We start from the raw sequence: 24,176 nt of genomic DNA on the forward strand, positions 1-24,176 counted from the left end.
CGCGCGGGCCGGCGGTCGGTGCCGCGACGTAGGGTTGACCCCGACATGAGCACCCTCTTCGACGGCCTCGACCTCAGCGGCGCCGGGCCCGCGCCGCACGTCGACCCCGCCACCCACGACAGCGCCCACGCCGCCCTCGTCAACGCCGCGGGCGTCCCCACGTGGGCCGAGGCGGCGGCCGCCGGTCGCGGCCCCGAGGGGGGCCCGTCGGCCCGCCCGAGCCTCGACCCCGACGAGCTGCTCACCGGACTCAACCCACAGCAGCGTGAGGCCGTCCTCCACGAGGGTCCGCCCCTCCTCATCGTCGCCGGCGCGGGCTCGGGCAAGACCCGCGTCCTCACCACGCGCATCGCCCACCTCCTCGCGGCGCGTGGCGTCCAGCCCGGGCAGGTCCTCGCCATCACCTTCACGAACAAGGCAGCGGCCGAGATGCGAGAGCGGGTCGAGGGGCTCGTCGGGCCCCGGGCGAAGGCGATGTGGGTCATGACCTTCCACAGCGCCTGTGTGCGGATCCTGCGCCGCGAGGCCGACAAGGTCGGCCTGCGCTCCAGCTTCTCGATCTACGACGCCGCCGACTCCCAGCGGCTGATGTCGATGGTGCTGCGCGACATGGACCTCGACCCCAAGCGCTACAACCCGCGGGCGTTCGGCCACCAGGTGAGCAACCTCAAGAACGAGCTGGTCGACGAGGAGACCTTCGCCAGCCGCGTCGCGCAGGAGGGCACCCACCAGGAGGAGGTGCTCGCGCAGGCCTACACCGAGTACCAGCGGCGGCTGCGGGCCGCGAACGCCATGGACTTCGACGACCTCATCATGACGACGGTCCACATGTTCCAGGTCTTCCCCGACGTCGCCGAGCACTACCGCCGCCGGTTCCGGCACGTCATGGTCGACGAGTACCAGGACACCAACCACGCCCAGTACCAGCTGGTCCGCGAGCTCGTCGGGTCCGACGCGACGCGCGGCGGGGCGCACGGGGTCGAGCCGAGCGAGCTCGTCGTCGTCGGCGACGCCGACCAGTCGATCTACGCCTTCCGCGGTGCGACGATCCGCAACATCGAGGAGTTCGAGGAGGACTACCCGCACGCGCGGACCATCCTCCTCGAGCAGAACTACCGGTCGACCCAGACCATCCTGCGCGCCGCCAACACGGTCATCTCCCGCAACGAGGGCCGGCGCAAGAAGAACCTCTGGACCGACAGCGGTGACGGCGCCCGCATCATCGGCTACGTCGCCGACAACGAGCACGACGAGGCCTCGTTCGTCGCGCGGTCCATCGACCGGCTCGGCGACGAGCACGGCGTGCGCCCCGGTGACGTCGCGGTGTTCTACCGCACCAACGCCCAGTCGCGGGCACTCGAGGAGGTGTTCGTCCGGGTCGGCCTGCCGTACAAGGTCGTCGGCGGCACCCGGTTCTACGAGCGCCGCGAGGTCAAGGACGCCCTCGCCTACCTGCGGGTGCTCTCCAACCCGTCGGACACCGTGAACATGCGGCGCATCCTCAACGTGCCCAAGCGCGGCATCGGTGACCGCGCCGAGGCGTGCGTCGTCGCCCTCGCCGAGCGCGAGCGCATCCCGTTCGTCGCGGCGCTGGGCCGGCCCGAGGACGCCCCCGGCATCGCCTCCCGCTCGGTGGCCGCCATCAAGGGCTTCACCGGGCTCCTCGAGAGCCTCGGCGCGGTCCGTGACGACGAGGACGCCGGTGTCTCCGAGCTGCTCGAGGCCATCCTCGACCAGTCCGGCTACCTCGCCGAGCTCCGCGCCAGCCACGACCCCCAGGACGAGACGCGGATCGAGAACCTCGCCGAGCTCGTGGCCGTCGCCCGCGAGTTCGACGACGCCCGACGCGAGACCGGCGAGGTCGTCAGCCTCGAGGACTTCCTCGAGCGGGTCTCCCTCGTCGCCGACGCCGACGAGATCCCCGACACGGCCGAGGCCGAAGCCGCGGGCGTCGTCACCCTGATGACGCTGCACACCGCCAAGGGGCTCGAGTTCCCCGTCGTCTTCCTCACCGGGCTCGAGGACGGCACCTTCCCGCACCTGCGCAGCCTCGGCGACCCCAAGGAGCTGGAGGAGGAGCGCCGCCTCGCGTACGTCGGCATCACGCGTGCGCGCGAGCGGCTGCACCTGAGCCGCGCGGCGGTCCGATCCGCTTGGGGTGCACCGCAGTACAACCCGCCATCACGCTTCCTCGACGAGATCCCGGCCGAGCTCGTCGAGTGGGAGCGCGAGCTGTCCGGGGCGGCCGCGATCGGTCGTCGCGACCAGCGGCCGGCCGTCGCGACCCTCGCCGCGCGCCCGGGCGTGCGCTCCCCGGGCAACCGGCCGATCATCGCCCTCGCGCCCGGCGACCGCGTCACCCACGACAGCTACGGCCTGGGCAGCGTCGTCCGCACGCTCGGCGAGGGGGACAGGACGCAGGCCGAGGTCGACTTCGGCGGTGAGCTCGGGGTCAAGCGGTTCGTCCTGCGGTTCGCTCCGCTCGAGAAGCTCTGAGGCCGGCGCGGGCAGCTGCCCCGCAACCGACGACGCGCCCCCGGGACCGAGGTCCTGGGGGCGCGGTGCGTCGTGCGGGAGGGTGCGGGCCGGGCGTCAGCCGACCATGATCCCCTTGCGCTGCAGCCAGGGGGCCGGGTTGATCGGGTTGTCGCCGCCGGTGGGGTGGATCTCGAGGTGCAGGTGGGACCCGAACGAGTGGCCGGTGTTGCCGACGAGCCCGACGAGGTCGCCCGGCATGACGGTGTCGCCGTTGCTGACCAGCCGCTTGCTGAGGTGGCCGTACCAGGAGACGGTGCCGTCCCAGTAGCGGATCTCGATCTTGTTGCCGAAGCTGAAGACGTTGTCCGAGAGGATGACCGTGCCCTTGGACATCGCGTAGAGCGGGGTGCCGGTGGGGGCGCCGACGTCGAGCCCGTCGTGCGTCTTGCCCCAGCGGGGGCCGAACCCGGAGGTCAGGCTGCCGGTGCGGATCGGCTTGACCCACTTCTTGCCCTCGCGCTCGGCCTTGGCGCGGGCGGCGGCCTCGGCGGCGGCGCGGCGCTTGGCGTCACGCGCGGCGCGCTGCTGGGCCTCGACGCGGCCCTTGAGGGCGGCGGTCTGCATGCCCGAGGCCTGGCGCCGGGAGGCCAGGTCGGTGGAGGTCGCCTCGTCCGCGGCCTGCTCGGTGCGGGCGATCGCGGTCTGCTGGCCCGTGAGGTCGAGGGTCAGTGCCGCAGAGGACTCGGCGACGGTGGCTCCGGTGGCGGTCACCACGAGCGCCGCGGCTGCCGTGGTCGGCAGGACGAAGCTCGAGGAGAGGGCTCGGGGCAGGCGCGCACGACGGCTCGAGACGCGGTGGCGTCCGGCGTAGTGGCGCCCCCGGTACGAAGAACTCAAGGGGGCAGGACCTCAGGGGAGGGGGCAGGGCGTTTTGACTCGCCGCCAACCGTACCGTGACCATTCCGTGACACAAACTTCGCGTCACCTCCAGTTGTCCTCCATGTCTCGACAAAGGTTCGGCAACCCGCGCTGACGTGCGGGGAGAGCGTCGGATGTGAGGTGGGTCACATCCGGGTTTGGCGCGTGTCGAGGGTGCGGCCGCGCGTCCCATCGTCCCCGTTCGTCACACCCGCACCACGGGCCCCTCGCTCACTCGTCGCGGGCGAGGAGGAGGACGCCCGACGTCACCGTGGCGCCGTCGGTGTCGAGCACGGCGAGCGCCGTGGAGATGCCGTGGACGACGTCGCGCATCATCGGCAGCGTGAGGTGGCCGGCGCCGTGCAGGCGCACGTTGCGGGCCCTGAGGTCAGGGTGGCGCAGGGCGCCGGAGCGCGGGGGCAGGACCGCCTCGTCGCTGTCGGACCAGTAGGAGATGAAGCGGGTGCGGCAGCCGGCGACCGGGCGCTCGAGCTCGCGCAGCACCCCGCTGCCCGGCCTCATCTGCTGCATGAGCCGGGTGGGGACCGCGTAGGCCGCCCAGGTCCCCTCGTGAGGGGTGCCGAGCGTGACGAGCGTGTGGACGCGGGCGTCACCGCCGAGGCGGGTGACGTAGTAGCGACCGATGAGCCCGCCGAGGCTGTGCCCGATGACGTGGATCCGCTCGAATCCGGTCTCCTCGACGATCCGCTCGACCTCCTGGGCGAGCCCCGCCGCCGCGGCGCGCACGTCCGTGGCGACCGTCGTGTAGTTCATCGCGAAGACGTTGGAGAAGCCGCGCCGGGTGAGGCCGCGGCGCAGGAGCGTGAAGACCGACCGGTTGCTGATGATCCCGTGGACGAGCAGGATCGGCGTCCCGGCCGCCTCGACGTCGGAGACGAGCAGGCCGCGCTGCACCGGGGGCAGGTGCTCGACGCGGTAGGTCGGCTCGCTGCGCCGGTCGCGGCCGCCCAGCAGGCCCAGCGGCCAGGTCGCCGCGTGGGCGGCGAGCCAGACGGCCTCGACCGCCCCACCGGCGATGACGGCGGGGTCGAGGAGGAAGCGGGCCGTGTCGGTGACGGTGCGCAGGGCGGCGCGCGGCGAGGGCCGCGTCGGTGCGGGGACCTCGACGTGCGGAGCGGCGCTCGGCCGCGATGACGACGCCATGGCGAGGCCACTGTACGGCCGACCATGCCGGTCCGGCCCCCGTCGTGGCGGGTGTCCCACGATCGGTCAAGAACGGGTCAACCCCCCCGTGCTGGGCGCCTGTGGGTCCGGTCAAGGGGCGCCTCGTCGGCGGTAAAGAGTTCCCGCGCCTTGGTCAATTCTTCGCAAGAACTGTTGTGGCGGGCCGGGAGTCGGGGGGAGGTTTCCGCGTGGCCCGGACGAAGCCGGACCGATCCATCGAAGGAGAACCCGTGAACCGACCCATCAGCGGCCTCGCCCTCGGCGTGGCCGTCGCCGCCGCCCTCGCGGCCGGCGTCCCCGCCGCCACCGCGGCCGGCACGCCCACCGCCGCGAGCGCCGGTGCCGACCAGGACCGCACCGCCCTGGGCCTCAGCAAGGACGACAGGCTCCTCGCGCGCTCCGTCGTCACCGACCCCGACGGCACCACGCACACCCGCTACGAGCGCACGTGGAAGGGGCTTCGGGTCGTCGGCGGCGACCTCGTGGTGGAGAAGGCGAAGGACGGTGGCGTCGAGGCCGTCCGCTACAACGCGAACCGCAAGGACGTCGCGGCGAGGACGACCACCCCCGACGTCGCGGAGCAGGAGGCCGTGGCGACCGGTGAGAAGCGGTCGGCCGCCCGCGGCGAGAAGAGCGAGGGTGAGCTCGTCGTCTGGGCGGCCTCCGGCGAGCCGCGCCTGGCCTACGACGTCCTCACGACGGGCGTGCTGGCGGACCAGACGCCGAGCCGCCTGCACACCATCGTCGACGCCGAGACCGGCGCCGTCATCATCTCCTTCGACGAGGTCGTCAAGGGCACGGGCAACAGCCAGTACTCCGGCACGGTGACGCTGAGCTCGACGAGCAGCGGCGGCACGTGGCAGCTGCGCGACAGCCTCGGCAACCACACGACCGACCTCAACGGCGCGACCTCGGGCATGGGCACGCAGTTCACCGACGCCGACAACATCTGGGGCAACGGGTCGACGACGAGCCGGCAGACCGCCGGCGTCGACGCGCAGTACGGCGCCGAGCGCACCTACGCCTACTTCAACGGCGTCCACGGCCGCGCCGGCATCTGGAACAACGGCACCGGCGCCCGCAGCCGCGTCCACTACGGCAACGCCTACGTCAACGCGTTCTGGGACGGCACCCAGATGACCTATGGCGACGGTGCGGGCAACGCCCGCCCGCTCACCTCCATCGACGTCGCCGCCCACGAGATGAGCCACGGCGTCACGGAGAACACGGCGAACCTCGTCTACTCCGGCGAGGCCGGCGGCCTCAACGAGGCGACCTCCGACATCTTCGGCGCCGGGGTCGAGTTCGCCAACAGCAACAGCACCGACGTCGGGGACTACCTCATCGGCGAGAAGATCAACATCAACGGCAACGGCTCCCCGCTGCGGTACATGGACCAGCCGAGCAAGGACGGCGCGAGCCAGGACTGCTGGACCACGAACACGAAGAACCTCGACCCGCACTACTCGTCGGGCCCGCTCAACCACTGGTTCTACCTCGCCGCCGAGGGCTCGGGCGCCAAGACGATCAACGGCGTCGCCTACAACAGCCCCACCTGCAACGGGTCGACCGTCACCGGTGCCGGCCGCACCAACATCGAGAAGGTCTGGTACCGGACGCTCGCGACGAAGCTGACCTCGACGAGCACCTACGCGGCGGCGCGCAACGGCGCCATCGCCTCGGCCAAGGAGCTGTACGGCTCCACCTCGGCCACCTGCACCGCGGTCGCGGCGGCGTTCTCGGCGATCAACGTCCCCGCGGGCTCGGAGACCTGTGGCACGACCCTGCCGCCCACGGGGGGCAACCTCCTCGGCAACCCGGGCTTCGAGTCCGGCGCGACGGTGTGGACGGGTACCTCGGGCCCGATCACCAACAACACCGGGCGCCCGGCGCGCACGGGGTCGTGGAAGCTCTGGCTGGGCGGGAACGGGTCGACGACGACCGAGACGGTCAACCAGTCGGTGGCGATCCCCTCGACCGTCACCAGCGCGACCCTGACGTTCTGGCTGCGCACCGACACCGCCGAGTCCGGCTCGACGGTGTACGACACGATGCGCGCGCAGGTCGTCGACGGCTCGACCGTGACCACCCTGGCGACCTACAGCAACGTCGGCACGAACGCGACGTACACCCAGAAGTCGTTCGACCTCACCGCGTACAAGGGCAGGACGGTGACGATCCGGTTCACGGTCTCGGAGGACTCGAGCCTGCAGACCTCCTTCGTCGTCGACGACACGGCGCTCACGACGAGCTGACCCCCGCTCCCGAGGGCGCCCGTCACCGGCAGATGGTGCGGGCGCCCTCGGGCTGCTGGACGTCGTCGAGGAGGGAGCGGGCCGCCGTCGAGAGGGCGTCGGGTCCCTGGGCCTCGCCGAGGGTGGCCGTGGTGCCGAGCCGCTGCAGGGTCACCGCCATCCGGTCGGTGCCGGCGGCCGGTGCGACGGTCGGCGCGGGGCCCGACACCAGGGCCGCTGCGAGGTCCGCGTCGATGCGGCAGGAGACCTCGCCCGAGCGGGTCGTCCCCGTCACGGTGCCGTCGGGGGCGATGTCGAGCCGGTCGGAGAAGCCCGCGAGCCCGCCGGTCCGCGTGAGGACGACCGTGGCCGGGCGTCCCGACGGCTCGGTCGGGGTCGCCGACGGGGCCGCGGAGCCGACCGTCGTCCCGGCCGAGGAGCCGGAGGGCGCGGTCGCACCGCTCCCGCACGCGCCGAGGCCGAGCAGCACGAGGGTGAGGACGGCGCCGAGGCCCGGACGCGACGGGGCGACGAGGGCTCTGGGGGTCGGGGTCACCCGGACACCCAACCACCGGCCGGCGCGCGGGGCGACCGCTCGGGGGTGAGATCGGTCCCAGACGGGATCCGGGGGAGACCGGGCCCCGCGGGCCCCGTTAGGCTCCCCTGCGGACCGGATTCCCCGCAGCACCGAAGAAGCGAAGGACTGATCGCCCCGTGGATCTCTTCGAGTACCAGGCCCGTGACGTGTTCGAGAAGCACGGGGTGCCCGTGCTCGCCGGGGCGGTCGCCACCACGCCCGAGGAGGCCCGCGCCGCCGCGGAGCGGATCGGCTCCGCCAGCGGTGGGGTCACCGTCGTCAAGGCCCAGGTCAAGACCGGCGGCCGCGGCAAGGCCGGCGGCGTCAAGGTCGCGAAGTCCGTCGACGAGGCCGAGGAGCACGCCCGCGCCATCCTCGGCATGGACATCAAGGGCCACACGGTCCACCAGGTGATGATCGCCCAGGGTGCCCGCATCGCCGAGGAGTACTACTTCTCGATCCTGCTCGACCGCGCCAACCGCACCTACCTCGCGATGTGCAGCAAGGAGGGCGGCATGGACATCGAGACCCTCGCGGTCGAGCGTCCCGAGGCCCTCGCCCGCATCGCGGTCGACCCGAACACCGGGATCGACGAGGCCAAGGCCCGCGAGATCGTCGAGGCCGCCGGCTTCGAGGGCGAGGACGCCGCGAAGATCGCCGACGTCATCCAGACCCTGTGGACCGTCTACCGCGACGAGGACGCCACGCTCGTCGAGGTCAACCCCCTCGTCAAGACCGAGGACGGCGCCATCGTCGCCCTCGACGGCAAGGTCACCCTCGACGCCAACGCCGGGTTCCGCCACCCCGAGCACGAGGCCCTCGAGGACACCTCCGAGACCGACCCGCTCGAGACGGCGGCGAAGGAGAAGGACCTCAACTACGTCAAGCTCGACGGCTCGGTCGGCATCATCGGCAACGGCGCGGGCCTCGTCATGAGCACCCTCGACGTCGTCGCCTACGCCGGCGAGGAGTTCGGCGGCCAGAAGCCGGCCAACTTCCTCGACATCGGCGGCGGGGCGTCGGCCGAGGTCATGGCCAACGGCCTCCACATCATCCTGTCCGACCCGCAGGTGAAGTCGGTCTTCGTCAACGTCTTCGGCGGCATCACCGCGTGCGACGCCGTCGCCAACGGCATCGTCGGCGCGCTCGACGCCCTCGGCGACGAGGAGGACCGGCCGCTCGTCGTCCGCCTCGACGGCAACAACGTCGAGGAGGGGCGCCGCATCCTCGCCGAGCGCAACCACCCGCGCGTCATCATCGAGGCGACCATGGACGGCGCCGCACGCCGCGCCGCCGAGCTCGCCGCCCAGAACTGACCAGAGCGCCAGAGAAGAGAGACACGACAACCATGGCCATCTTCCTCAACGCCGACTCCAAGGTCATCGTCCAGGGCATGACCGGCTCCGAGGGTATGAAGCACACCCAGCGCATGCTCAGGAGCGGTACCGCGATCGTCGGCGGCGTCAACCCGCGCAAGGCCGGCACGACCGTCGAGTTCGAGGACGGCGTCACCGTCCCCGTGTTCGGCTCCGTCGCCGAGGCCGTCGAGGCCACCGGCGCGAACGTCTCGGTGATCTTCGTGCCCGCCCAGTTCACCAAGGCCGCCGCGGTGGAGGCGATCGACGCCGAGATCCCGCTCGCCATCGTCATCACCGAGGGCGTCGCCGTCAAGGACACGGCCGAGTTCTACAACTACGCCAGGGAGAAGGGCACGACGCGGATCGTCGGCCCGAACTGCCCCGGCCTCATCACCCCCGGCGTCTCGAACGCGGGCATCATCCCCGCCGACATCTCGGGCAGCGGCCGCATCGGCCTGGTCTCGAAGTCGGGCACCCTGACCTACCAGATGATGTACGAGCTGCGGGACTTCGGCTTCTCCTCGGCCGTCGGCATCGGCGGTGACCCCGTCATCGGGACGACGCACATCGACTGCCTCCAGGCGTTCCAGGACGACCCCGACACCGACGCCATCGTCATGATCGGCGAGATCGGCGGCGACGCCGAGGAGCGGGCCGCGGCGTACATCAAGGAGAACGTCACGAAGCCCGTCGTCGGCTACGTCGCGGGCTTCACCGCCCCCGAGGGCAAGACGATGGGCCACGCGGGCGCCATCGTGTCGGGCTCCTCCGGCACGGCGCAGGCGAAGAAGGAGGCGCTCGAGGCGGCCGGGGTCAAGGTCGGCAAGACGCCGTCCGAGACCGCCGCCCTCATGCGCGAGATCATGGAGTCCCTCTCCGCCTGACCCTCGCGGTCGAGGGCCCGTTGACGTCCCGCTGCGCGAAACCGGTGTCATGGCGCCGGTTTCGCGCAGCGGCGTTTCCGGGCCCTGTGGATCACGCCCCGGTCAGCCGGGCGGGTTCCGGCACGATCGCCGGATGGACCTCGAAGCGCTGATCCGCGGCCAGCACGGTGTCGTCAGCACCGAGCAGGCGCTCGGGCGCGGCCTGTCGGAGGACGCGCTCCGCTGGCGGGTCGAGTCCGGTCGGTGGAGCCGCCTGGGGCGCGGCCTGTACCTCGCGCAGACCGGACCGATCGACTGGGCCGGGCGGGCCCAGGCGCTCGTCCTGCGCGCCGACGACGGTGCCGCCCTGGGGCTGGGCGCGGCCGAGTACCTCCACGGGGTCGCGCCGGGGCCACCGACCGTCATCACCGTGATGGTCCCCCGTGGCCGACGTGTCCAGCGCCTCGGCGGCACGCGGGTCCGGATGAGATCGCACCTCGAGGTGGTCCGGCGCCGCGGGCTGCCGGTGACGTCCGCGGCGACCACCGTCCTGGACCTGGCCGACGTCGGTGAGTGGCGTGGGGCCGTGGCGACCGCGGCGCGGTGGGTCCAGCGCCGCCGGACCACCGTCGCCGAGGTCACCGACGCGCTCGAGGCCCGGTCTCGGCATCGCCACCGTCGGGTCCTGCTGGCCGCGATGGGAGTCGTGGCCGAGGGTAGAGCCTCCTGGAGGTCGGCTACGTGAGACGCGTGGAACGGGCGCATGGGCTGCCCCGGTCGACGATGCAGGTGCGCGACGGGTCGCTGCGGAGGGACTTCGAGTACGAGGTGTGGGGCGTCGTCGTCGAGGTCGACGGCCGTCTCGGCCACGAGGGGGAGCACGTCGCGGTCGACCGCCGCCGCGACCGCCGGACGGCCGGCCGGGGCCGGGTGACGCTGCGGGCCGGGTGGTTCGAGGTCGAGGGCGATCCGTGCGACCTCGCGGTCGACGTGGTCCTGGCGCTCCGGGCACGAGGTGCCGGGGTGACGGCGCGCGCCTGTGGCCCGGGCTGCTCGGTCAGCGGGGTCCTCGCCGCCTGACCGGTCAGTGCTGCTCGAAACCGGGATCCTGGCCCCGGTTTCCCGCGCACTGAGGTAGCCCGGGCCGGGGTGGGCGATCGGACCGGACGACGCGGATGACGCTGATGACGTCCGCCCCGGCGTGTGCTCGGACCCGCAGGGGCCACGCTCCCGCACACTGGACCCGATGACCGTGATCGACCGCCTGAAGGCCGCGCTCCCGGGGTCGGACCACGCGGCCGACCCCGACGCCGTGCCGACCCCGCCGTGGTGGCGTGGCGTCGTCATCGGGCTGGTCACCGGCCTCGCCTCGCTCGTCCTCGTCGGAGCGCCGGTCGTCCTGGCCTGGCTCGTCGACCCGCTCGCCACCGGCACGGCGTGGCAGCCGGTCGGCACCGCCGCGGCCCTGTGGTTCCTCGTCTCCGGTGGCCACGTCGTCGCCGACGGTGCCCTGTTCTCGCTCGTGCCCCTGCTCGGGCTCGCCGCCCTCGTCCTCCTCGCGCGGGTCGGCGTCCGTGAGGCGATGGTCGACGTCTCGACCGACGGCGAGCACTGGGGCGGGCTGCTGCCGCGCCCGCTCGCCGCGGCGGTCGGCGCCTGGTGGGGCGGGTACGTCGTGGCCGTCGCGATCGCCGCGGGCCTGATGACGGCCGGCCCGTTCCGCGTCGACCCCGAGTCCGTCGTCGCCCCCGCGGTCCTCCTGCCCCTCACCGCGATCGCCCTGGCGCTGCGCCCGGTCGTGCGCGACGACCCCGACGTCCTCGGCCCGGCCCTCGACCTCCCGTGGCTGCCCGACACCGTCCGCCGCGGCCTGCGCCCCGGCCTCGTCGGCGCGCTCTGGCTGGTCGGCCTCGGCGCCGCCGTGGTCCTCGCGGTCGTGACCCTGGGGTGGTCGAAGGTCGCGACGATCACCGCGGAGGTGGGCGCACCGGGCCTGGGCGCCGTCCTCCTCGGCGCGGCACAGGCGCTCTCGCTGCCCAACCTGGCGCTCTGGGCCGTCTCCTTCCTCGCCGGGCCGGGCTTCGAGGTCGTCGAGGGCGGCGCCGTCACCTGGTCGGGGTCGGGCGGTGGCCTGCTCCCCATGGTCCCGGTTCTCGCGGCCCTGCCGCAGCCGGGGGACCTCCCGTGGTTCACCGCGCTGTCCGCCCTCGTCGTCGTCGCGGTCGGCGCTCTCGTCGCCCGTCGCGCCCTCGAGGAGGTCGCCCGCCTGTCGCGCCTGCGGACCAAGCTCTCGGTCTCGGCCACGGGGTGCGCGACGACCGCGGTGCTGCTCGGCGCGCTCGACGTCCTCGGCGGGGGCTCCGCGGGTCAGTTCCGGCTGTCCGACGTCGGGGTCCCCACCGCCTCCTTCGTCGCCGCCGTCTTCGGCTGGATGATGCTGGGCGCGCTCGCGGTCGTCCTCCGTGACGCTTGGCGGCTGCGCCGGTGACCGAGCCCCTCCGACTGGTCGTCCTCGTCTCGGGGTCGGGGTCGAACCTGCAGGCAGTGCTCGACGCCGAGGCCGCCGGCGCGCCGTTCCTGGTGCTCGCCGTCGGAGCCGACCGCGACGGCACGGGTGGCGCCGAGCGCGCGTCCTCGAGGGGCGTCCCGACCTTCGTCTCCCGCGTCGCCGACCACGACACCCGCGCCGACTGGGACGCCGCCCTCACCCGCCTCCTCGACGCGTACGACCCCGACCTCGTCGTCTCGGCCGGCTTCATGAAGGTGCTGGGGCCGGCCGTCCTCGGCGCGCACCGCGTCGTCAACACCCACCCGGCCCTCCTGCCCAGCTTCCCCGGCGCGCACGGCGTCCGCGACGCCCTCGCCCACGGGGTCAGGGTCACCGGCTGCACCTGCCACTGGGTCGATGCCGGCGTCGACACCGGGCCGATCATCGAGCAGCGGGCGGTCCGCGTCGAGGACGGCGACACGGTCGAGACCCTGCACGAGCGGATCAAGGTCGAGGAGCGCGCGATGCTCGTGGACGTCCTCACCCGTCTGGCGGCGGACCGCTCCTGGCGGACGCCGCTCCCCTGACCGTCCGCGCCGCCGTGCGAGGATCGGCGCCGTGGCCCTGCACCCCGCCGAACTCCCCGAGGCGGCCCTCGCCTTCCTCCGCGAGCGGCACCTCGCGACGCTGACGACGGTGCGGGCCGACGGCTCGCCGCACGTCGTGCCGGTCGGCTTCACCTGGGACGAGGACGCCCTGCTGGCGCGCGTCATCACCAGTCGCGAGAGCGCCAAGGTGCGTCACGCCCGTGCCGGGCGTCGGGCCGCCCTCGCCCAGGTCGACCGGCGCCGCTGGATCTCGCTCGAGGGGCCCACGAGGGTCGTCGAGGATGCCGCGAGCGTCCGTGACGCCGAGGAGCGCTACGCCGTGCGCTACCGGGTCCCGCGCCCCAACCCGGAGAGGGTCGTCCTCGTCGTCGAGGTGGACCGCGTGCTCGGGGCCTCCTGGCCCGACCCGCTCCCGCCGTCGCCCTACGCCACCTGACCCCGCTGCACGACTCGGCGAGGGGCCGATAGAGTGGGCGCCGACGACTGGCGCGGGTGGGTCACCACCGGGCGGGCCCACGACGGGAAGCCGCACGCAACAGTCGTCGGAGGAACGACGACGACTGGCGCGGGTGGGTCACCACCGGGCGGGCCCACGACGGGAAGCCGCACGCAACAGTCGTCGGAGGAACGACGACGACTGGCGCGGGTGGGTCACCACCGGGCGGGCCCACGACGGGAAGCCGCACGCAACAGTCGTCGGAGGAACGACGACGACTGGCGCGGGTGGGTCACCACCGGGGAGTGTGAGTCGGGGCATCGCCCGCCTGGGTGTCCCGCAGCGTGACCGACCCGACCCCGAGGAGCCCCCACCATGTCCGCCGTCTCCACCCCCGGACCCTCGCAGGACGTCCGACCCGTCCGCCGCGCCCTCGTGTCCGTCTACGACAAGACCGGGCTCGAGGACCTCGTCCGCGGGCTGCACGAGGCCGGCGTCGCCCTCGTCTCCACCGGCGGCAGCGCCGCGCTCATCGAGTCGCTCGGGCTGCCCGTGACCAAGGTCGAGGACCTCACCGGGTTCCCCGAGTGCCTCGAGGGGCGGGTCAAGACGCTGCACCCCCGCGTGCACGCCGGCATCCTGGCCGACACCCGCAAGCCCGACCACGTGGCCCAGCTCGCCGACCTCGGGGTGGAGGCGTTCGAGCTCGTCGTCGTCAACCTCTACCCGTTCGCGGCCACGGTGGCCTCCGGCGCCACCCCGGACGAGTGCGTCGAGCAGATCGACATCGGGGGCCCCTCGATGGTGCGGGCAGCCGCGAAGAACCACCCGAGCGTCGCGGTCGTCACGGACCCGACGACGTACGGCGCCGTGCTCGACGCCGTACGCGGCGGCGGGTTCACCCTCGAGGCACGCAAGCGCCTCGCGGCCGAGGCGTTCGTCCACACCGCGACCTACGACGTGCACGTCGCCTCGTGGATGGGCAACGCCTACGTCGACACGAGCGACGGCACCGGATTCCCCGCCTGGGTGGGTGGCACCTGGAGCAAGGCGACGACGCTGCGTTACGGCGAGAACCCCCACCAGCGAGCAGCCCTGTACACCAACGGTTTCCAGCCGCAGCCGGCCCTCGCCCAGGCGACGCAGCTGCACGGCAAGGAGATGTCGTACAACAACTACGTCGACGCCGACGCCGCCGTGCGGGCCGCGTACGACCACGGCGACGAGCCGACGGTGGCCGTCATCAAGCACGCGAACCCGTGCGGCATCGCCGTCGGTTCCGACGTCGCCGACGCCCACCGCAAGGCCCACGCGTGCGACCCGGTCTCGGCCTTCGGCGGCATCATCGCCACGAACCGTCCCGTCACCGCCGAGATGGCGCGCACGGTGGCCGACATCTTCACCGAGGTCGTCGTCGCGCCGGGCTTCGAACCCGAGGCGCTCGAGGTCCTCACGGCGAAGAAGAACATCCGGCTCCTCGAGTGCGCCGCCCCACAGCGTCGCGGCGCCGAGACGCGGCCGATCGGCGGGGGGATGCTCATGCAGGTCCGCGACGCGGTCGACGCGGTCGTCACGGGAGACGACGGCGCGGTCACCGGGGGCGACGACGCCGCGCACTGGCGCCTCGTCGCGGGGGAGCCGGCCGACGACTCCACCCTCGCCGACCTCCAGTTCGCCTGGCGGGCGGTGCGCGCGGTGAAGTCGAACGCCATCCTCCTCGCGAGGGACGGCGCCTCGGTCGGCATCGGGATGGGCCAGGTCAACCGGGTCGACTCCTGCCACCTCGCGGTGTCCCGCGCCGGCGAGGAGCGCGCCCGGGGCGCCGTGGCGTCCTCCGACGCCTTCTTCCCCTTCGCCGACGGCCTCCAGGTGCTCCTCGACGCCGGGGTGCGCGCGGTCGTCGCCCCCGGTGGCTCGATGCGGGACGCCGAGGTCGTCGAGGCCGCGCGGGCCGCGGGCGTCACCCTCTACTTCACCGGGACCCGCCACTTCGCCCACTGACGCCCCTCCGGAGGTTCCTCAGAGCGTCAGGCCCTCGCCGAACCGGAAGAGCGGGTCCTCGAACCCCGAGACGTCCTCGCCGTGCGCACGCACCTGGTCCATCGACCGGGGCAGGTCGAAGGGGAGGCGACCGCGCGGCGGGATCCGTCCGGTCAGGGCGTCGAGGAGGGCGTCGTCGCACGAGCCGTAGCTGCCGACGAGCGCCGCGGTGAGCGGCAGCAGCGGCGTCAGCACGGCCGGCCGGTCGAGGACGACGTCGACGACGAGCGGGCAGGCCGCGGCCACGCGGGCCAGTCGCGCGACCAGCCCCGGGGGGAAGTCGAGGGACCCCTGGTGGAACCACGACTCGAGGAACAGGTCGGACCGCGCGTCGAAGGGGGCGAAGAGCCGCACGACGGCGACGTCGGCGTCCTCCGGGCGGGCCACCGGCGTCCCGTGCCGCAGCACCGCCTCCTCCGAGATGTTCTCGGCGTAGATCCGCAGTCCGGCCGGCATGGGCAGCGCCGGCTCGCCATCGCGGGTCCCGTTGTGCAGCACCGTGACCGACGCCGCCTGGGCTCGGTACCCGGCCGCCCTGAAGTCGTCGCGCCCGACGGTCTCCTCAGCGGCGTCCTCGTCGACGTACGGGTCGTCGAACAACCCGAGGCGGAACTTCACGAGGAGGAGGCGGCGCGCCGACTCGTCGATGCGGGCCTCGGTGACCCGGCCCTGGGCGACGAGGTCGAGCAGGAGGTCGACGCACTCCTCCCCGCCGAACTGGTCGGCACCGGCGTGGAGGATGAGCTCCATCCGCCCGTGCGGGTCCAGGTGCTCGACACCCCACGCCCGCGCGGGGAGGACCTGGTCGCCGACGTGGTTGTCGTTGACCAGCTCCCAGTCGGTGACGACGACGCCGTCGTAGCCGAGCCTCTCGCGCAACAGCCCGGTGACGACCTGGCGGTTGTACCCGAACCCGACCTCCTCGATCGGCTCGCCGTCGACCTCGAGACCGACCGGCATGCCGTAGTAGGGCATGATCGCCGCGGTCCCGGCCTCGATGGCCGGCGGGAACGGCTTGAGGTGGTCGCCGAAGCGCCCGCCCGGGTAGACCTGTTCGCGGCCGTAGGGGAAGTGCGCGTCCTCGCCGTCCTTCTGCGGACCCCCGCCGGGGAAGTGCTTGGTCGTGCAGGCGACCGACCCGGCGCCGAGCGCCTCGCCCTGGAACCCGCGCAGGTACGCCACGCCGAGCTCGCTGACGAGATCGGGGTCCTGGCCGAAGGTGCCGGCCTGCCGGGCCCAGCGCGGCTCGGTCGCGAGGTCGAGGGTCGGGTGCAGGGCTGCCCTGATGCCGACGGCGCAGTACTCGCGGCGGGCGATGTCCGCGAACTCACGCACCGCGTCGACGTCCCGCAGGGCGGCGAGCCCGAGCGGCTCGGGCCACTGCGAGAACGCCTTGGCGGAGAACGAGACCCCGGCGTTCTCGATGAAGGCGTGCCGGGGGTCGGTCGAGACCGTCACGGGGATGCCGTGCGGCGTCCGCTCGGCGAGGGCCTGGAGGGCGTTGTGCCAGCGCGCCGCCATCCGGGCGTCCTCGAGCGCATGGACGTTGAAGTGCGTCAGGTGCTTGTCGAGGACGACCGTGCTCGTCGGGGACTTGCTGATCGCCCCGGGGGCCTCGAGGAGGGTCCCGTCACCACCGGCCTCGATGACCGTCTGGAACATCAACCCGGCCTTCTCCGCGAGCGAGAGCCGGCCCAGCAGGTCCTCGGTCCGCTCCTCGGGGGAGAGGCGCGGGTCCTCGTAGGGGTCCATGACGCCGTTGCCGTTGAGGTCACGGAAGGCGACGCCGCCCGGCCCGGTGGACCGGACGGCGCCGCCGACGTGCGGTTCAGCCATCGATGACACCGGCGCCGAACTCCTCCATCCCGATGACGGGGCGCAGCTTCGCCTCGACGGCGCGGGTGCTGAACGCCTTGCGCAGCACGCCCTTGGCGAGGACGTTGCCGAGGGCGCCCATGACCATGGCCTGGTCGAGCGAGAGGTAGCGGCGGGCGATCGTGCCGCTCTTGACGGCGACCGAGTCGAAGAAGCCTCCGCTGCCGTAGGCACCGAGCTGCTCCTGGATCCGGATGAGGTTCGAGGTCGCCTCGCCGCGCTCGTACATCATCCCGAGGAACGACGCGTGCGGGGTGACGACACCGTCGCCCCACGTCGGGTTCGTCGCCGTGCCCTCGCGGCACTCGCCGAAGCCGATGTCGTACTTCGTGCTCTCCTGGTCGGAGTAGTAGCCGTCGGGGTTCATGCCCAGGGCGTCGAGGCCGTACTCGCGGTAGCCGCCGGCGGGGTTGCTCGCGGGGGAGAAGCCCCAGTAGCCGTAGCCCGCCTCCTCCATGCCGTGCTCGCGCTCGGCGCGCACGTGGAGGGGGTGGTTCAGGCCCCAGCTGCGCGGCGCCCAGGTCTCCTCGGGGACGAACACCGCGGGCATGAGCTCCTCGAACATGCTTCCGCCCCAGCCGGGCACGATGTGCATGCCGCGGTAGGTGTACGCGCCCTCGAACACCTCGACGCCGAGGTAGGTCCGGGTCTCGCCGACCGGCTGCATCTCGTGCCAGCTCCAGTCGCAGCTCGCGGGGAAGGTGCGCCACGCGGCGAAGTAGTGCTTCGCCGGGACCTGGCCGGTGAGGATTCCGAGGTAGCTCGTGATGCGCGTCTCGGAGACGATCGTGTCGTAGTGGTGGGTGGTGAGCCAGACGTCCTCGCCGCCGATGTGGGTGCCCTGGTAGGTGCCGCCGGGGCGGCCGTCGGCGAACGGGTAGAAGCCGCCGTGCATGAGGCCGCCGGTGCGGACCGTCGGGTGGCCGTCGGCGCCGTCGCCCGGGTTGTAGAAGGCGTCCCAGCGCATGCCGTCGAAGAGGGCCCTGGCGCGCGGGCCGGCCACCGGGTCGGCGTTGGCCACGACGAGGAGGGCGGCACCGAGCCAGCCGCTGTCGACGCTGGACACGAACGGCTCGACCGGGTCGCCGCTCTCCGGCCAGGTGCGCAGCGTCTCGCCGGTGGCCTCGTCGTACCAGTTGAAGTACATGCCGCTCGGCTCGTGGTGCTCCATGCCCTCGAGGGTCTCGATGGTCTGCAGGAGCCGGCGGCTGCAGTCGGCGGCGGTGATGATGCCGAGCTCGCGGGCGACGACCGCCGACCACATGTAGCCGCCGATGTTCGTCGGCGAGGTGTAGCCCGACCGGTCGCCCGCCGCGAGCGACTCGGGGATGTTGTCGGCGGGCAGGCCGGTGTCGGGGTCGGTCATCGCGTCCAGGCTGCGCCAGGTGTCGGCGGCCCAGCGGTGCAGTCGGGAGTTCGGGACGAGGCCGGGGCGGCCAGATGCGGCGGCCGCGGACTGCGGGGCGAGGCCGAGGGCGGCGAGGGAGGCGGCGCCCCCGACGAGGAGCTGGCGGCGGCCCAGGGCAGGCAGGGTGAGGTCGGTCATGGTGTGACTCCGTTCGTCTGCGGCGCGCGGTCGCGACGCTGTTCGGTGGTCGTTCGGTCGGCCGGCCCGGGCCCGGGTGGGCCGGGCCGCTGGGTCGGCTACTTGATGCCGGTGGTGGCGATGCCCTCGATGACGCGGCGCTGGAAGGCCAGGAACACGGCGAGCACCGGGATGACGACGACCGTCGCCCCCGCGAGCAGCAGCCCGTAGTTCGTGGAGTTCTGACCCTTGGCGTACAGGGCGAGCGCCACCGGGAGGGTGTAGGTGTCCTCGGTCTGGGCCACGACGAGCGGCCAGAGGAAGTTGTTCCAGCTGCCGAGGAAGGTGAGGATGCCGAGGGTGGCGAGCGCGGGCCCGCACAGCGGCAGGATGATCCGGGCGAAGATCCGCAGCTCGCCCGCACCGTCGACGCGTCCGGCGTCGAGGAGGTCGCGCGGCAGGCCGAGGATGAACTGCCGCATGAGGAACACCCCGAAGGGCGCCACGAGGAACGGCAGGATCAGGCCGGGGAGGCTGTCGATGAGGCCCGCGTTCGCCACGAGGACGAACAGCGGCACGAAGGTCACGACGCCCGGGATGAGCAGGGTGCCCATGACGAGGGTGAACAGGACCTTCTTGCCGCGGAACTCGAGCATCGCCAGGGCGTACCCGAGCATCGAGCAGAACAGCAGGTTGCCGACGGTCACGACGACCGCGACGACGGTGGAGTTGAGGAAGTACGTCCCGAAGTCGAGCCGGGAGAACAGCTGCGTGTAGTTGTCGAGCGACGCCGTCTCGGGCCACCACGTCGGGGGGCTCTGGCGCAGCTCGGTCGTCGACTTGAAGCTGCCGAGCACCATCCAGACGAACGGTGCGGCGACGGCGACGAGCGCGACGGTGAGGATGCCGTAGAGCCACCACTGGCCCTTGGTCGTGCGGTTCACGTCCTGCTCACCCCTTCTCGCGCAGCGCGCGGAACTGGAGGGCCGTGACCAGGGCCACGACGACGAAGATGATGTAGCTCAGCGAGGCGGCGTAGCCGTAGTTCCCGAACCCGAACTGCCGGTACGTGTACAGCGACATCGAGATCGTGCTGTCGAGCGGGCCGCCGTTCGTCATGACGAAGGGCTCCTCGAAGAACTGCAGGTAGCCGATCATCGTCGTCACGGAGACGAACAGCATGGTCGGCTTCAGCAGCGGCAGGGTGATGTACCGGAACCGCTGCCAGGCGTTGGCGCCGTCGATCGCGGCGGCCTCGTGGAGGTTCCACGGCACCGCCTGCAGGCCCGCGAGGAAGATGATCATGCCCGTCCCGAAGTTGCGCCAGGCGGCCATGAGGATGAGCGCCGGCATGGCCCAGTTCGGGTCGCCGAGCCAGTTCGGACCGGTGATGCCGACCCACCCGAGCACGGTGTTGATGAGGCCGAACTCGCGCTGGAGGAGGAACTGCCAGACGACGGCGACGGCCACGATCGAGGTGATGACCGGCGTGTAGAACCCGAGCCGGAAGAAGGCGCGGAAGCGGGTGATCCCCCGGTCGAGCGCGACCGCCGCGGCGAGGGCGAGGAGCAGGGTCAGCGGGACGCCGACGACGACGAAGTACGCCGTGTTGCGGACCGCCTGGAGGAACTTCTCGTCACCGAGGGCCCGGGTGTAGTTGTCCAGGGCCACGATGTCGACCGAGAACGGCGACCGCAGGTCCGCGGCCCGGGTGTCGGTGAAGCTCATGAAGAGCGACTGCGCGACCGGCCAGACCGTGAAGACGAGGAAGAGGACGCAGAACGGCAGGGCGAGGACCCAGGCCGCCCGACCCTCCCGGAGGCCCGTCCTGGGACGGGACCTCCGGGGGGCGGGGTCCTCCTGACGCACCGTGGTGGCGTCGGAGGTGGCGGTGGTCATGTCAGCTGCCGGTGCCGATCGAGTCGGCCTGGCTCTGCACCGTCTTCAGCGCCGCCGCGGGGTCGGCCCCGGTCTTGGTCACCTTCTCCATCTCGGTGTCGAAGGCGGTGACGACCTGCTCCCACGTGGGGAACGACGGCGGTGCCTGGGCGGTCTCGAGCTGCTTGCCGAAGACGGCGAGCTTCTCGTCGCTGGCGAGGGCCGGGTCCTGCCAGGCGCTCTTCACCGACGGCAGGTCGGTGGAGATGCCGTACCACTTGGCCTGGGTCTTGGCGTCGCCGAGGAACTGGACGAACTTCCAGGCGGTGTCGCGGTTCTTCGAGTTCTTGAACACGGCGAGGTTCGAGCCGCCGACGAACGAGCTGGACTGCTTGTCGGCCGGGATCTGGAAGACGCCGTACTTGTCCTTGAACGCCTCACCGCCGCCCGCCTTCTCGACCGCGGACATCATCCACGGGCCGGAGATGAACATCGGGACCTTGCCGCTGACGAAGTCGGGCTCGGTCGTCGGGGTCGCCGGGGCGGCCTTGTCCGAGATGCCGTCGGTGAAGAAGGACTGGTAGTACTCGGCGGCCTTGAGGACCTCGGGGCTGTCGAAGTTGTACGCCTTGCCGCCGTCCTTGGTGAGGTCGGCGCCGGCCGACCACGCGAAGGGCATGATCGACTGCCACGAGCCGACGCCGCCGGCCTGCAGACCGATGCCGTACTTCGCGCCGGCCTTGTCCTGCATCGCCTTGGCCATGTCCTTCAGGCCCTGCCAGTCGGTCGGCGGGGTGGTGAAGCCGGCCTTCTCGGCGAGGTCGGTGCGGTAGTAGACGAGGCGGGTCTCGACGTACCACGGGATGCCGTAGGAGGTGCCACCCACCTCGGTGGTCTTCTGGGCGCCCTCGAAGAAGACGCTCTTGTCGATCTCGGCGGGGGTGGGGTCGAGCGCGCCCATCTTGGCAAACTCGCCCATCCACGTGGTCCCGACCATCGCGACGTCCGGGGTCTTGTTCGCGGTGATGGCGGTGGTGAACTTGTCGTGCGCCGCGTCCCAGGGGATGGCGGTCACCTCGACCTTGGTGCCGGGGTTGGCGGCCTCGAACTCCTTGGTGAGCTCGGGCAGCTTCTCGCCCTCGGCGCCCATGGCCCACACCGTGATGGTGCCCTTGGCGGCGCCGGAGCCGATCGCCTCGCCGGTCTCGCCGCCGGTGCTGCCGCCCTCCTCTCGGCCGCAGGCGCTCAGGGTCAGGGCGACGGCCGCCAGGCCGGCGACGGTGATGGTGGAGGTGCGTCTCATCGGGGGTCTCGCTTTCTGGGTGGGGCGGGGGAGACGGTGTTCGTTCGTGAGGGCGCCGGGCAGCCGCAGGAACTGCGGATGACGACCTCGGTGGGCAGGACGTGGAGCAGGGCGCCGGAGGGGGCGCCGCTCACGAGGTCGTGGAGGCGGTCGGCGGCGAGTGCCCCGACCTCCTGCACGGGTTGGCGGACGGTCGTGAGGCCCGGGCGGACGTACCGCGCGGTCATCACGTCGTCCCACCCGACGACCGCGAGGTCGCCGGGGACGTCGAGGCCGGCGTCGAGGACGCGCGACATGATGGACAGGGCGAGCTCGTCGTTGCCGCAGACGAGCGCGTCGGTGCTCAGCTCGCCGGAGATGATCCGGTCGGCGACCGCCGCGCCCTCGCGCTCGCGGAAGGGCGCGAGCACGGGTGCGGCGGGCACGAGGCCGCGCCCGGCGTGGGCGGCGAGGAAGCCCTCGTGCCGCTCGTGGACGTCACGCGCGGCGCCGGGGTCACCGACGAAGAGCAGCCGGCTGCGGCCGTGGTCGAGCAGGTGCTCGGTCAGGGTGCGGGCGCTCTCGACGTTCTCGGTGAGGATGACCTCGGTGTCGGGGCGGCCCTGGCCGGCGATGACGACGAGCGGCTTGCTGCTGGCCCGGACGTGGCTGACGTCGGCACCCATGACCGCGACGCCGTCGACCTGGCTGGCGAGCGTGCGCAGCGCGCGGCCGTGGTCGTCCTTGGTGCCGGCGATGACGAGCATGACGCTCTGGTGCAGCTCGGCGGCGCGGGTCTCGAAGCCGACGAGGAGCTCGGAGTAGTAGGGGCCGCTCAGCTCGGGGAGCACGAGGCCGAAGGCGGCGTGCTGTCGCGCGGCGAGGCTGCGCGCGGCGCCGGAGGGCAGGTAGTCGAGGGCGCGGACGGCGTCGAGGACCTTCTCGCGGGTCTTCTCGGTGACGAGGTGGGAGCCCTGGAGGACACGCGACACCGTGGCGATCGACACCTGCGCGAGGTCGGCGACCGCGTAGATCGTCGCCGCCTGCTGGCGTCCGCGTGACTGCTCCGTCATCCGCCTCATCCTTGAAAGCGCTTACAAGACCGATGACGACGATGCCGCGCGGTGTGGGGGCTTGGGGGGTCTCGTGAGGTCACGAAACGGTAACGTCCGGATCCCGTGCCCGACGAGCACGGACCCGGTGGTCGGGACGGACGACGACGCGCCGCCCCCGCGGTGGCGGGAGCGGCGCGTCGTGGGCCGTGGGCGGGTGAGCCGTCAGGCGGTCGGCGGGCGGTAGCCGGTGGGCTCGCCGGCGCCGAGGTCGACGATGGCGGCGACGGGGCCGCCGCCCTCGGGGCCCTGGTGGGCCGCCGAGACCGAGACGAAGACGGCCGGGTCGCCGGTCACCGAGGCGGTGACGCCGCCGACGCAGCTCTTGATCTGGCGGTGCCAGTGCACGTCGGAGTCGTCGAGCATCGCGTTGCGGCGGCCGGCGACGGTGCCGTCCTGGCTGGCCTCGCATTTGAGGAAGACGTTGACGAGGCGCCCCTGGAGGTCGCTGCGGTGCGGGCGCTCGGGGAGGTCGAGGCCGGCGTCCTTGATGGCGGCCCAGATGCCGTCCTGGTCGAGGGCGTCCTGCATGACGGAGTGGCCGATGCGGTAGCGGCCCCCGACCCCGCGGGCGTTGCCGACGACGACGACCTGCGCCTGGTCGAGCTCGACGCCGGAGGAGCACGAGGCGACCGAGGAGTACAGGTCGCGGTTGTGCATGACGTCGGCGTCGGTCGGCATCTCGATCTCGCCGAGGGCGACGGCGATGCCGAGCGCGGTCGTGCCGTTCGACAGGTCCATCGACTCGTGGGTGTGCTCGGTCCACACGTGCTTCCCGCGGCTCTTGGCGTCGCGGATCGTGTGGATGGTGAGCAGCGGGGTCTTGGTCTGGACGTAGTGGACGTCGGCCGGGTCGGTGATGCCGGCGCGCTCCATCGCGACCTTCACCGCGGCGGCGACCTTCTCGACCATCGCGACGTACCCGATGTCCTCGGGGGCGAGCCGCTCGCTCATCGCGAAGCCGACCGTGAGGCGCGGCTCGTCGGTCTGCTCGGCGTCCTCCGGGGCGACCGTCGCGAAGATCGTCGCGTGGGGGCTGATGACGCCGTCGGTGCCGCCCGACCAGACGATCGGGACCTCCTTGACCTTCGCGGGATCGGCACCCTTCTCGACGAGGATCTCGCGGAAGGCGCGGTCGGCGATGATGCGCGTGTAGTCGTTGACCCCGCCGTTTCCCTCGGTCTTGCCGATGATGGCGATGACGCGGTCGGCCTCCATGACGCCGGCGTCGATGAGCTCGCCGAGCTCGGAGGCGTCGGAGACGGTGTGCAGCGGGACCTTGCGGACCTCGATGGCGTCGGGCACGGTGGGTTCCTCTC

The 24,176-nt window shown here is 72.5% G+C and carries 20 protein-coding genes; 10 read left to right on the forward strand and 10 right to left on the reverse strand.

What is annotated here, in order from left to right; all coding sequences use genetic code 11:
- Window positions 1–45: 45 nt before the first annotated feature.
- On the forward strand, window positions 46–2,496 hold the full coding sequence (gene pcrA, locus ACK8HX_RS09635; protein WP_411940472.1) for a DNA helicase PcrA: 2,451 nt from the start codon (window positions 46–48) through the stop codon (window positions 2,494–2,496).
- Window positions 2,497–2,592: 96 nt separating this feature from the next.
- Here pcrA and ACK8HX_RS09640 read toward each other — a convergent pair whose 3' ends face one another.
- Together ACK8HX_RS09640 and ACK8HX_RS09645 are read right to left on the reverse strand one after the other, a co-directional pair.
- The gene (locus ACK8HX_RS09640) at window positions 2,593–3,375 is read right to left on the reverse strand and encodes a M23 family metallopeptidase (protein WP_411940473.1); all 783 of its coding nucleotides are present in this window, start codon (window positions 3,373–3,375) and stop codon (window positions 2,593–2,595) included.
- Between the two features lie 252 nt (window positions 3,376–3,627).
- Window positions 3,628–4,560 (reverse strand): esterase/lipase family protein, encoded by a 933-nt coding sequence (locus ACK8HX_RS09645; protein WP_411940474.1) that lies wholly within the window; start codon window positions 4,558–4,560, stop codon window positions 3,628–3,630.
- Window positions 4,561–4,811: 251 nt separating this feature from the next.
- Here ACK8HX_RS09645 and ACK8HX_RS09650 point away from each other — a divergent pair, with 251 nt between their 5' ends.
- On the forward strand, window positions 4,812–6,836 hold the full coding sequence (locus ACK8HX_RS09650) for a M4 family metallopeptidase (RefSeq protein ID WP_411940475.1): 2,025 nt from the start codon (window positions 4,812–4,814) through the stop codon (window positions 6,834–6,836).
- 22 nt (window positions 6,837–6,858) lie between these two features.
- Here the strand turns inward: ACK8HX_RS09650 and ACK8HX_RS09655 are convergent, their stop codons facing one another.
- A complete protein-coding gene (locus ACK8HX_RS09655; RefSeq protein ID WP_411940476.1) occupies window positions 6,859–7,371 on the reverse strand; it encodes a hypothetical protein in 513 nt (170 codons plus the stop codon).
- A 158-nt stretch (window positions 7,372–7,529) separates the two neighbouring features.
- On the opposite strand from ACK8HX_RS09655, the gene sucC reads away from it, so the two are divergent.
- The 8 genes from sucC to purH all read left to right on the forward strand — a co-directional run bounded on the left by sucC (window position 7,530) and on the right by purH (window position 15,146).
- On the forward strand, window positions 7,530–8,708 hold the full coding sequence (gene sucC / locus ACK8HX_RS09660) for an ADP-forming succinate--CoA ligase subunit beta (protein ID WP_411940477.1): 1,179 nt from the start codon (window positions 7,530–7,532) through the stop codon (window positions 8,706–8,708).
- 32 nt (window positions 8,709–8,740) lie between these two features.
- Window positions 8,741–9,634, forward strand: coding sequence for a succinate--CoA ligase subunit alpha (gene sucD / locus ACK8HX_RS09665; RefSeq protein ID WP_411940478.1), 894 nt, complete (start codon window positions 8,741–8,743; stop codon window positions 9,632–9,634).
- Between the two features lie 133 nt (window positions 9,635–9,767).
- Window positions 9,768–10,358 carry a type IV toxin-antitoxin system AbiEi family antitoxin domain-containing protein gene (locus ACK8HX_RS09670; RefSeq protein ID WP_411940479.1) on the forward strand — a complete coding sequence of 197 codons (591 nt, stop codon included), beginning with the start codon at window positions 9,768–9,770 and terminating at the stop codon, window positions 10,356–10,358.
- A 5-nt stretch (window positions 10,359–10,363) separates the two neighbouring features.
- Window positions 10,364–10,693 carry a hypothetical protein gene (locus ACK8HX_RS09675; protein ID WP_411940480.1) on the forward strand — a complete coding sequence of 110 codons (330 nt, stop codon included), beginning with the start codon at window positions 10,364–10,366 and terminating at the stop codon, window positions 10,691–10,693.
- Window positions 10,694–10,859: 166 nt separating this feature from the next.
- Complete coding sequence (locus tag ACK8HX_RS09680) at window positions 10,860–12,101, forward strand: cell division protein PerM (RefSeq protein WP_411940481.1); 1,242 nt, start codon at window positions 10,860–10,862, stop codon at window positions 12,099–12,101.
- Window positions 12,098–12,688 carry a phosphoribosylglycinamide formyltransferase gene (purN, locus tag ACK8HX_RS09685; protein ID WP_411940482.1) on the forward strand — a complete coding sequence of 197 codons (591 nt, stop codon included), beginning with the start codon at window positions 12,098–12,100 and terminating at the stop codon, window positions 12,686–12,688. The genes ACK8HX_RS09680 and purN overlap by 4 nt, the downstream gene beginning before the upstream one ends.
- 31 nt (window positions 12,689–12,719) lie before the next feature.
- The gene (locus ACK8HX_RS09690) at window positions 12,720–13,145 is read left to right on the forward strand and encodes a TIGR03618 family F420-dependent PPOX class oxidoreductase (protein ID WP_411940483.1); all 426 of its coding nucleotides are present in this window, start codon (window positions 12,720–12,722) and stop codon (window positions 13,143–13,145) included.
- A 375-nt stretch (window positions 13,146–13,520) separates the two neighbouring features.
- Window positions 13,521–15,146: a bifunctional phosphoribosylaminoimidazolecarboxamide formyltransferase/IMP cyclohydrolase gene (purH, locus tag ACK8HX_RS09695; protein ID WP_411940484.1), complete on the forward strand. Its 1,626-nt coding sequence runs from the start codon at window positions 13,521–13,523 to the stop codon at window positions 15,144–15,146.
- 18 nt (window positions 15,147–15,164) lie between these two features.
- On the opposite strand, the gene ACK8HX_RS09700 is transcribed toward purH, so the two are convergent.
- The 7 genes from ACK8HX_RS09700 to bar all read right to left on the reverse strand — a co-directional run bounded on the left by ACK8HX_RS09700 (window position 15,165) and on the right by bar (window position 24,162).
- A complete protein-coding gene (locus ACK8HX_RS09700) occupies window positions 15,165–17,021 on the reverse strand; it encodes a glycoside hydrolase family 3 protein (protein WP_411940485.1) in 1,857 nt (618 codons plus the stop codon).
- Window positions 17,014–18,606 (reverse strand): glucoamylase family protein, encoded by a 1,593-nt coding sequence (locus ACK8HX_RS09705; protein WP_411940486.1) that lies wholly within the window; start codon window positions 18,604–18,606, stop codon window positions 17,014–17,016. The genes ACK8HX_RS09700 and ACK8HX_RS09705 overlap by 8 nt, the downstream gene beginning before the upstream one ends.
- A 98-nt stretch (window positions 18,607–18,704) precedes the next feature.
- Window positions 18,705–19,529 (reverse strand): carbohydrate ABC transporter permease, encoded by an 825-nt coding sequence (locus ACK8HX_RS09710; RefSeq protein WP_411940487.1) that lies wholly within the window; start codon window positions 19,527–19,529, stop codon window positions 18,705–18,707.
- Between the two features lie 7 nt (window positions 19,530–19,536).
- The gene (locus ACK8HX_RS09715; RefSeq protein WP_411940488.1) at window positions 19,537–20,484 is read right to left on the reverse strand and encodes a carbohydrate ABC transporter permease; all 948 of its coding nucleotides are present in this window, start codon (window positions 20,482–20,484) and stop codon (window positions 19,537–19,539) included.
- Window position 20,485: 1 nt separating this feature from the next.
- The gene (locus ACK8HX_RS09720) at window positions 20,486–21,766 is read right to left on the reverse strand and encodes a sugar ABC transporter substrate-binding protein (RefSeq protein WP_411940489.1); all 1,281 of its coding nucleotides are present in this window, start codon (window positions 21,764–21,766) and stop codon (window positions 20,486–20,488) included.
- A complete protein-coding gene (locus ACK8HX_RS09725; protein WP_411940490.1) occupies window positions 21,763–22,818 on the reverse strand; it encodes a LacI family DNA-binding transcriptional regulator in 1,056 nt (351 codons plus the stop codon). The genes ACK8HX_RS09720 and ACK8HX_RS09725 overlap by 4 nt, the downstream gene beginning before the upstream one ends.
- Before the next feature lie 204 nt (window positions 22,819–23,022).
- Window positions 23,023–24,162, reverse strand: a complete 1,140-nt coding sequence (gene bar / locus ACK8HX_RS09730) for a barbiturase (RefSeq protein WP_411940491.1) — start codon at window positions 24,160–24,162, stop codon at window positions 23,023–23,025.
- Between the last annotated feature and the right edge of the window lie 14 nt (window positions 24,163–24,176).

The organism is Oryzobacter faecalis, assembly GCF_046764005.1.
Lineage (GTDB): Bacteria > Actinomycetota > Actinomycetes > Actinomycetales > Dermatophilaceae > Oryzobacter > Oryzobacter faecalis.